General features: G+C 62.9%; 8 protein-coding genes. 2 read left to right on the top strand and 6 right to left on the bottom strand.

Features of this window, described 5'->3' with window-relative positions; translation table 11 throughout:
* The first annotated feature begins 455 nt into the window (after positions 1-455).
* Positions 456-932: a hypothetical protein gene (locus JZ792_RS39875; protein WP_216918072.1), complete on the top strand. Its 477-nt coding sequence runs from the start codon at positions 456-458 to the stop codon at positions 930-932.
* A 127-nt stretch (positions 933-1,059) separates the two neighbouring features.
* Here the strand turns inward: JZ792_RS39875 and JZ792_RS39870 are convergent, their stop codons facing one another.
* Positions 1,060-1,443, bottom strand: a complete 384-nt coding sequence (locus JZ792_RS39870) for a winged helix-turn-helix transcriptional regulator (protein WP_216918071.1) — start codon at positions 1,441-1,443, stop codon at positions 1,060-1,062.
* Between the two features lie 75 nt (positions 1,444-1,518).
* Between JZ792_RS39870 and JZ792_RS39865 the strand changes: the two genes are divergently transcribed.
* Positions 1,519-2,112, top strand: a complete 594-nt coding sequence (locus JZ792_RS39865; protein ID WP_438804437.1) for a nitroreductase family protein — start codon at positions 1,519-1,521, stop codon at positions 2,110-2,112.
* 221 nt (positions 2,113-2,333) lie between these two features.
* Here JZ792_RS39865 and JZ792_RS39860 read toward each other — a convergent pair whose 3' ends face one another.
* From JZ792_RS39860 to JZ792_RS42815, 5 genes are all read right to left on the bottom strand, one after another.
* Entirely contained in the window at positions 2,334-4,628 is a 2,295-nt protein-coding gene (locus JZ792_RS39860; protein ID WP_216918070.1) for a sensor histidine kinase, read from the bottom strand.
* Positions 4,629-4,871: 243 nt separating this feature from the next.
* Entirely contained in the window at positions 4,872-5,819 is a 948-nt protein-coding gene (locus JZ792_RS39855) for an outer membrane protein assembly factor BamB family protein (protein ID WP_216918069.1), read from the bottom strand.
* 32 nt (positions 5,820-5,851) lie between these two features.
* Entirely contained in the window at positions 5,852-6,763 is a 912-nt protein-coding gene (locus JZ792_RS39850) for a TIGR03564 family F420-dependent LLM class oxidoreductase (protein WP_216918068.1), read from the bottom strand.
* A gap of 92 nt (positions 6,764-6,855) precedes the next feature.
* The gene (locus JZ792_RS39845; protein WP_216918067.1) at positions 6,856-8,166 is read right to left on the bottom strand and encodes a sialidase family protein; all 1,311 of its coding nucleotides are present in this window, start codon (positions 8,164-8,166) and stop codon (positions 6,856-6,858) included.
* A gap of 506 nt (positions 8,167-8,672) precedes the next feature.
* Positions 8,673-8,795, bottom strand: coding sequence for a hypothetical protein (locus JZ792_RS42815; RefSeq protein WP_256461562.1), 123 nt, complete (start codon positions 8,793-8,795; stop codon positions 8,673-8,675).
* Positions 8,796-9,068 lie beyond the last annotated feature (273 nt).

Genomic DNA, 9,068 nt, shown 5'->3' with positions numbered 1-9,068 from the left:
ACGGTCACTGCTCCGACGCCGCCCCGGATGACGGAAACGCCGCTGCGGCACCGGAATCAACGGCTCCAACCGCTCCCACAACGCATCGGTCACCACCTCATCAACCACCCCAGAAGTGTCGAATATGTTGCACCACAGATCAAAACGACACACCGACTCATTCTGAACTGATCTGTAAGTCAAAGACTGCGATGCGCGATCTTGTAGAACAGGCTTGCCTCAGCATCGGATCTCGAGCATGCCGACCGATAGGTTCGCCGATATCGTTCGGAGAGTAGGTAGTTGGGCTGTGCCCGAGCCGACACTACGCCGCGGTCGTCCTCCCCGGCGGAGTCGCCGATCCCGACATCTCGAGACGGCAGTCGTGCGCACACGACTTGCGGGACGCCCGTACGGCATGTGCTCCGATCGCTGCGATCGACGCCGATCCGGTCGTGGGCCGCCATCATCGCCGCGTGGCCCAGCCGGCCACAGATCTCACCCATACCGGTCCCACCTGGCCCCGGACCGGCACCCCTGTCGACGGCACCCTGATCACCGCCCAAAGCGACCGGAGCGTCGAAGAATTCACCTCAACTGTTGCCGATGCACCGTCGCCGGTCATTCTCGATCCTCAGGACGGCCGCGGAAACCGTTTCTACCGCGGCGGCCCTCTTGGTCCCGCGACAACGCCGCAAGCGGGGCAACTCCTGAAAAACAACCCACGGTTTCGGCCTCCGCTCGAGGCCTGCCTCCGGTTCGGCGAGACGCTTCTCACACAGCGCCCGATCGCCGCAAACCTCGCGACGTCCCCGAATCGCAACCGCGGCCCAGGTACGATTGGATGGAACGCTGCCATCACCGCGAACGGCGACCGTCCGCGCCTGAACGATTTTCAGCCTCGGCAGGAGTCCAGTGCAGTTTCCCTGACGAGAAAGCTTCCCCGGCAATAGGTCACGAGGCAGCACGATCACACTCGATCGCCGCGCACCATCTGAGGCTCGGCCGAGGGCGACTGTGTCGCCGGTAGCAGCCGAGGCCGGTTCATCGACCAGTGCATCCCAGACCTGGCAGGAGATGTCAGCGAGGCATCGATATCTGCGCGCGGGCTCGTTCGATCTCGTTGATGTGCGCTTCCGTCCATCGCCGGAGTGCTGTGATCGGTTCGGCGAGGCTGCGACCGAGGTCGGTGAGACTGTAGTCGACCCGGGGCGGAATGGTCGGGTGCAGAGTGCGAGTGATGAAGCCGTCGGCCTCCAGGCTGCGCAATGTCTGGGTGAGCATCTTCTGCGAGACGCCCTCGATGCGTCGGCTCAGTTCGGTATAGCGCATGGTTCCCTCGAGGAGAGCGTCGATGACGAGGATCGTCCATTTTCCGGCGATGTGGTCGAGGACTTGCCGCGTAGGGCACTTTGCGGAGTAGACATCGGCCACGAGGCCCGACGATTCCACCATCGGTTTCATCAGAAGAGAGTAGCGCACCAAAATGCGCCTTACTCCGAATAGGTTGTCACTCTCCAATAGTGATTGCCATGACCGATCACCGCTTGTCTGTCTCGGAAGCGATCCGCCTCCGGCGCACCGTCCGCCACTACCGTCCCGATCCGATTTCCGGAATCGCTACTCGAACTCGCCGTCCAGGCGCCGACCAGCTGGAAGCTGCAGGACCGATCGATCGTGGCGATCACCGGCGATGAGGGTTTGCAAGGACTGGCACGGGCGACGGGAGGCCAACCGCAAACCAGCGATGCCCCGGTCATACTCGTCTTCGTCGCCGAACCGCAATCCTGGCGCGACTACTACAGCGAGATATATGAACTGGCGCGACGTAACGGGGCATGGAATGACGAATTCATCGCCATGTTCTCAGCCGCGTCGCAGGCGTTTCAGAATAACCCTGCCCGGCGTGGTCTACTCCGGGAGTACGCGGTCAAGGATGCGATGATCGCCGCCCCGTTTCTGATGCTCGCCGCCACAAAGATGAGCCTGGCGACGTCACCGATGAACGGATGGGACGAGGCAGAAGGCAAAGAAGCGATCGGCATAGGTGACCGCGACGACCTCGCCATAGCGCTACTGGTGTCGGTCGGATATCCAGCCGAGGAACGCCTTCACCCGGTCGGCTCCCGGTAGAACGCAAACGTATTCTACGAGCTATATGCCGGGACGCGAAGCGCGTCCGTCGATTTTCGCACCGGGCGGAGAGCCGAACCCGCAGATAGATCGAGTCGACGTCCACCGAGTTCGATGCCCGCGCGCCCGATCGCGACCACAGGACCCACAATGCGGATTCGCGGCCGCGTGTTCGAGCGACATTTCGCTACCGAACTCGACTCAGCGAAGCTCGCGAAGACCTACGGGGCTCGAAAGTCGTCATCGATGCTTCGTCGTCTGGTGATCGGTTGAGCGGAACCGGAGTTGTCGATACGGTTGGAACGTCCTTGCCTTGTTCCGTTCTCGATAGCGGACATCATGTTGCGAGCTTCGTCAGCAGAGCGTTGTCGCGGCGCCGACTCGGCGGGCCGAGGCACGTCGATCGACTTCGCAGCTTGGTCGAAAGCCGTTCGCTGTCGCCGCGGAAGTCCTGGTTTGTCAGCGTTGTCCGCCGATGAACGGGGCTCCAAGCCTGCGGCCGGGGCCGTCTCGGGCATTGAAGCAGTCATCGGCGGAACGAATTCAGGTCGCTCATGATTGTTTCCCGGCGAGAAGCTCTCGCCTTGGACAGCGATCACTTTTGCCGGGATAAGGACTACGGCTCGAACACCACCGTAGTCGGATTCGCTCAGCCGTACCGAAATATTGTGGCGAGCAGCCAGTTTGGCGACGACGAACAGTCCCAGGCGTGCATCGCTGGACAGTGTGCCGAGACCGAAGCCAGGCGGGTCGGCCAGCAGCCGGTTGCGATCGATGACGTCATCGGCAGTCATACCGATCCCCTGATCGGAGATCTCTATTGCCACGCCCTTGCCGACCAGGGCACCAGAAACCTCGACTCGCGAGTCGGGAGGTGAAAAGGAGGTCGCATTGTCGGTCAGTTCGGCGAGCAAATGGATGAGGTCCGCGACGCTGACGCCGATCATCTGTATCTCCGGCAAACGAAGGACCTGTATGCGGGCGTAGTCGAGGCTTTCCGCGACAGCCCCGCGCACGACATCCATCAGCGGCACCGGATTTCGCCATCGCCTCCCTGGCTGCTCGCCCCCCAGGATGATCAGATTCTCAGCATTACGCCGCGCTCGAGTGGCCAGATGATCCAACTGGAAGAGGATGCCGAGTTTGTCGGGATTCTCCTCTTCCCGCTCGGCCTCGTCGAGAAGCGTCAATTGGCGATGCACCATGACCTGACTGCGACGCGCGATATTGATGAAGACCGCGTTCACACCCGCGCGCGTCCTGGCTTCGGCGACCGCGGCATCGATGGCAGCGCTATGGGCGCGATTGAAAGCATCGGCGACCTGACCGATCTCGTCATTTCCGAAGTCGAGCACGGACACTTCGATATCCCGGTCGATCGCATGTCCGTCGCTCAGATTGCGAATGGTCTCGGGCAGGCCTTCATCGGCAAGTTGAAGAGTTTGTTTGCGCAGCTGATGCATCCGTCCGATCAGCCGGTTGGCCAACAGGAGTGCGACCAAGAACGTGATCAGAGTCAGCACGCCGATCCCGATACCGCCACGCAAAGACTTCGACGCTCGGTCGGCGCCGGCGACCTCGGCCTCGAGGTGGGCATCCAAGATCTGACCACCGGAGACCTTCAACAACAGCGAACGTACCTGACCTGCGGTACTGTCCCACTGCGTGGCACTGAGTGGCAGGGAAGGCGCGGGCACCTGACTGCGACGGCCGCTGGAGGCCGCAGCGGGAGCCGATCCGCTATCAGCGACACCGGCCTCTTCGGCAGAAACGACGCCGCGCCGGATGACGGCATCCTCCATCGCGACAAGCTCGCGCCATTCCTTACTGTCGGTGACTGCCTTCAACTGCGCTTGGCGCTGCGCATTCAATACTGTTGCCGCGTAGGTGATCTCGCCGCGAGAATCACCGATATATCGGGTGAGCTCGGCCAGTTGGGCGGCAGAAAGCTGTTTGGTCAGCAACGCCGTCGCACCGATGCTCGCCGACCGCGAGATAGCTTCGGCCGCGCGCAGCGGATGCAAACCTCGGTAGATATCGACCGCGATCTTGGAGTCGGGCGCGACTGACGCCACAGCCAAACTACCGAGCACAAACGTATCGATGACAGTGTTGTACGCCTCGAACGCCTGCTCGGACGTCACCGCGCGGGATTCGATTCCTTGGCGCAAGACCGGAAGTTTGCTGTACAACGTGTCGATTCCGGACAGATCGCCCTGAATGTCGGAGCGAACGTCGATCGCGGAGGTCTCGTCCCGCAAGGGTGCCAGCGCACTGTCGGAGTTCTTCCACGTCAAGGGCAAATTATCGGCCGCCACATCGTCACCGGCGAGATACATCATCGACGCACTGCGTTCCAATTGGAACGCCTCCATCAACACGGCCGCGGGCGCGAGCACCGATGAAGAGTACTCTGCCCAGTCTTTATCCTTCTGGCCATCGTCCACCAGGTAGACGGTGGCAACTCCACCGATGCTCAGCAGGGCGATGCTCGGAATGAGAGCGACTGCCAGCAACCTCGCCCGCACTCCGAAGTATCGGCGTCGTGGTCCGGACGCGGACGCGCCAGTCGAAAAATTGCGAATGTTGCTGCTACCAACCACCGACGATCGAGCCTACCTCTGGGCGATTAGGCCCGGTCAGAAACGTTCTGACGAACCGGTAAACGATCCGTCAGCGACAATTGTGAGTCACAATACATTTTCCTACGTGGACATGACAACTTACTGGAAAGTAGCTACAGAATAATGAACGGCTACTCACAACATACGTGCGGCGGGTTCGAACCACGTATCCGACGGCGGCAACCAACCAGCCTGAGCCCACTTCCCCATCGGCGCGCGGTGTGTCTCCGGCTGCCTGTAGTACACCGCCGCGTCGGTCACATTCGTGCTCCCAGCTGCGACCCACGCGTATCGAGCTGTTGCACAAGGAAATTCCAGACGCAGGCGTCGCCATGAGATCGGATGCCACGAAATCGTCGCCGTACCGAACTCGGAATCAGAGGGATCGCGAGATTCGCGTACAGACACTCGGCGGGAAGAGGGGCAGCCGAGATCGATAGCGCCGCTGTCACCGGAGTTTCCCGCTACGTCGATAAGGGGGATATCGCTGTCGAACCGGCTCAACTCCTGGCCGTCCGAAGTCCGGACCGCCACGATCTCGCCATCGAGCGAACCCGCGAGCAGGATGTCGTTGGTTAACGACACCGCTGCGGAGTAGACCGAGGTGTACCGCGCGCCGTGGTATTCGTGGGTGGGGCGGATATACCAGATCTCTTCACCAGTCCGCAGGTCGAGGGCATAGATGCCGGGGCTGCCCTCGGCTACGGGACCGACCTGCGGACCGTCGGCGCCGAGGGCGGGCAGCCCATTGGTCGACACCGAGGTCTTGTCGGCGTAGGTATCGGTGACCGGAACGTACAAGCGGTTACCGTCGGTGGCCATCCCGAAGTGGATACCGCCGAGTGCACTGCCCTTACCCACCCGGCGTGTCCATCTCATCGCGCCGGTGTGCGCGTCCAGGCAGAACACGACCCCGCCTTTGTCACCGGCCAGCACCACCTGCGAGCCGCCGGGCACGGTAGTGAGGATCGGTGGCGCACCGAAGTCGAAGTCGTGTCCGATCAGATCGGCGCGTTTGAGGTCGCTGAGCCCGGGGATCTCGCACGCAGCGTTCCAGACGTCGTCGGCGCGGGCTCGGAACACCCAACGCCACAAGGGCGATCGGATCAACCGGTTCAGTCCGTCAGCGAAGTGAGCAGGGCCCGGGTTCGCAACGCCGGTTCGCCGCCGTCGAACACCGATCCCACGAACTCGGTCGCACCCGCCTCGAATATCGCCTCGATACGGGCAGCCACCTGTTTCTCGGAACCGATGATCGCCAGATCGGTAGGGCCGTCGACGCCTTCGCGGTCCATCATCGCGCGATAGGAGGGCAGCGATCCGTAGGCGGAGAAGGTCTCCGTCGCCTTCTGTCGAGCACTCTCGACATCATCGGTGACCAGCACGGGCAGCACACAGACTATCCGCGGCGCCGGGCGTTCCGCGGCGGCCGCGGCGGCCGTGATCGCGGGCGCGATATGTTCGCGAATGGATGTTGCCCCGGTCATCCACAACACGGTGCCGTCGGCCAGACGTCCGGCCAGACGCAACATATGGGTGCCCAGTGCCGCCAGCAGCAGCGAAACTCGGCCCTCATCGGGGATAGACAACCCCAGATTCGCGTTGTAGAGCTCGCCGGAGTACGAGACAGCGCCGCCCTCCAGCAGCGGTACCAGCACCGACAGATATTCCTTCATATGCCGTGCGGGCCGGTCGAAGTCGTATCCGAACATGTTCTCGATGACGATCTTGTGGGACAAGCCGATGCCCAGCGTCAGACGGTCCGCCCCGGCCGCTAAGGCCGTCGTCCTGGCCTGCTGAGCCAGCGCTCCAGGATGGCGTGGATACGTCGGCACCACGGCCGTGCCGATCGCGATATCGGGTACCTGACTGCTCGCCACGGCCAGAGCCGTGAGCGCGTCGGCTCCGAACGTGTGCAGCAGCCACGCCGAATCGAAACCCTCTTCGGCGCTCTGTCGTAGTTGATCGGTCAGTTCACGTAGACCATCGGGCCCGGAAGGCTCGTCGAGCAGGGTACCGATCCGCACAGCGGACCTCCTCATATCGGTGTTTTGTCTTCGCCCGCGGGAAATTCCGCGTGGCTGGAGAATTTCTGACCGGCATGCCGCCCAGGCGACGGTCAGCTGTGCGGCGGTCGAGGGCGTTCTCGATTCGCTGCCCCGTGCTTCATCGTCGCGACGGCCAACTGCCCCGGGCCGAACAGTGCCGGAGCGTGGCGGGAGAAGACGGCCCATCCCTCGCCGGACGGCGACATTCCCAGGTACGCGTTCGCCTCGTTGTGGTCTTCACCTGTTCGCACCGACGGCTCCCCCTCGGAATCGAGGTTCACAGAGGTGAAATGCGGTGTGGGATTCGAGGCGTCGAAGGACTCGATCAGGTACGAGGAATAGTCGCTGAAATTCGACTGGATGGCCCGCCGGGTATCGACCGGGTCCGCCGTCATGAGCGCGGCGATCAGAACGTGCCCCGGTTCGCCCGCCACGATATTGGCGTGGGTATGGGAGAACGTCGCCCCGACCGGCATGATGTTCGTCGGCGCCGACCACTGGCGCCCGCGATCCCGAGATATCGACAGGTAGAGTTGCCCGTCGATATCGTCGACCCACAATGCGTAGACGGTGCCGACTCGGTCTACGGCTACGCGCTGCTGACCGTACAGCGAATAGCATGTCCGCGATCCCGGTATCGGTTCCTGACGCCAATTCTGGCCGAAATCGTCACTGACCGCGACCATCTGGCGGCACAGATTCGCCGGGTCGAAAGGATAGGTCGGATCGACGAGCCTCGCGGGATCGAATCCGATGAATTCGGGATAGTCGAAGTACACGGTCCCGTCGGCAGCGCTCGCGCCCACTCCGGCCTCGGTCGTGACCGCGGCCGGATTCGCCATTCGTTGCCAGGTCGCGCCGCCGTCGAGCGATCGGTAGACGTAGCGCTGACCCCCCACCGGGCGCGGACCGACGCCGAAGAAGTAGGCCGCACTCGGATAGGGGTTTCCGGCTGGCGCCGGACCGGTGACGATCTTGCCCCAGTCGAAGGTGTCACACGCGACGGTCGTTCCGGCCCACGTCGACCCCAGATCGTCGGACCACGAAACCACGCCACCGGAGAGTCCTCCACACGAGGGCACCAGCATGCTCGTGACGTAGTAGACCCGATCGGTTCGGGGATCGACGTGTACGTACCCGTGCGTCCCGGTCGAATTGCCGCCACCGGCAATCGAATTCGGAATCGTCAGCGCTGTCCAGTGCTCGCCGTGATCGGTCGAGCGAAGCACACCCCCGACACTGCGGGCGATGAAGAGCGACCCGTCACTGGTGAGCTGGATCGAGGGCGACATGTCGTCGAAGCCGGTCGCGTACACGCATCCGGCGTCCCAGGACGGTTCGATCGGCGGTTGTCGATCAGCGCCGTTCGTCGTCGCCGACACGCATCGCGAAGTACCGGCTCCTTCTTGTGCCAGCGCCCCCGAGGCGGATAGCGCGGTCAAGCAGACCGCTGATGCCAGCGCGGTGACTCCCGCTCCGATCGTGCGGACCATCCTGGACATCGAGACGGTCCGGCTCGTATTCTCCGTCGCGAGGCGAGCACTCCGATCTCTCACCGGGCTTCTCGCGTCCGCGAACTCCATCCCTGTCCCGTCTTCCTCATCGATGGTTGCGGCGGCGACCGTCATCGGCGGCTATCTCGCGGTACCAGGCGCCCCACCAGCCCCTGGAAATCACCGGCTGGTCGCGAGCCCGCGAAGGCGGCCCACAGCGAACCGTCCGGCGCCCATCGCGGCATGGTGTATTCCTGCAAGCCGTTGGCCCAGCAACACGGCTCCGGGGGGGGAACCGCACTGTGTCGGCCGACATGGTGAACACTCGGCTTCCGTTGGCAACGGTGTCGCGGCGCGAGCCATCCGCGACATTCGTCCCGAAATTTGTCGTGTCATCAGAACCAGATCTCCAGATCGACCATGACCGGGTAGATCGACATCGCCGAACCCGGGTTGAGCAGCAGTTGTCTGCCGTCTCGATGGTTCCCGATGCAGCCGACTGCCAATGGGATTCGCATGGAATTATGTACGGTATCGGGTACCGTATCTGATCTCGCATAGATCATCAATACTCTGTTCCCCGCGAGGTGCCCAGGACGAATCGAGAGCCGCAATGTCGCGAAACAGCCGCTGTCCGGATCCCTGGCGCACCGAATCCCGCCGGTGTCAACGGAACGCCAATCCTGGACACTTCTCGGCACCGGAATTCTGACCCCCTTTTGGTCGGTCGGGTTGATGGTTTCAGTCTTCAGTTGTGCCGGCGGTGGGGACGCGGCCGAGGTCGCGGTCCT

It is taken from the genome of Nocardia noduli, from assembly GCF_019038455.1.
Lineage (GTDB): Bacteria > Actinomycetota > Actinomycetes > Mycobacteriales > Mycobacteriaceae > Nocardia > Nocardia noduli.
Note: the sequence above shows the minus strand (reverse complement) of the source record. Positions and strands in the feature narration are given on the sequence as shown.

Excerpts from the sequence above, each read along its gene's own strand:
- JZ792_RS39870 (WP_216918071.1), bottom strand. The coding sequence starts at position 1,443 with ATGAAACCGATGGTGGAATCGTCGGGCCTCGTGGCCGATGTCTACTCC.
- JZ792_RS42815 (WP_256461562.1), bottom strand. The coding sequence starts at position 8,795 with ATGCGAATCCCATTGGCAGTCGGCTGCATCGGGAACCATCGAGACGGC.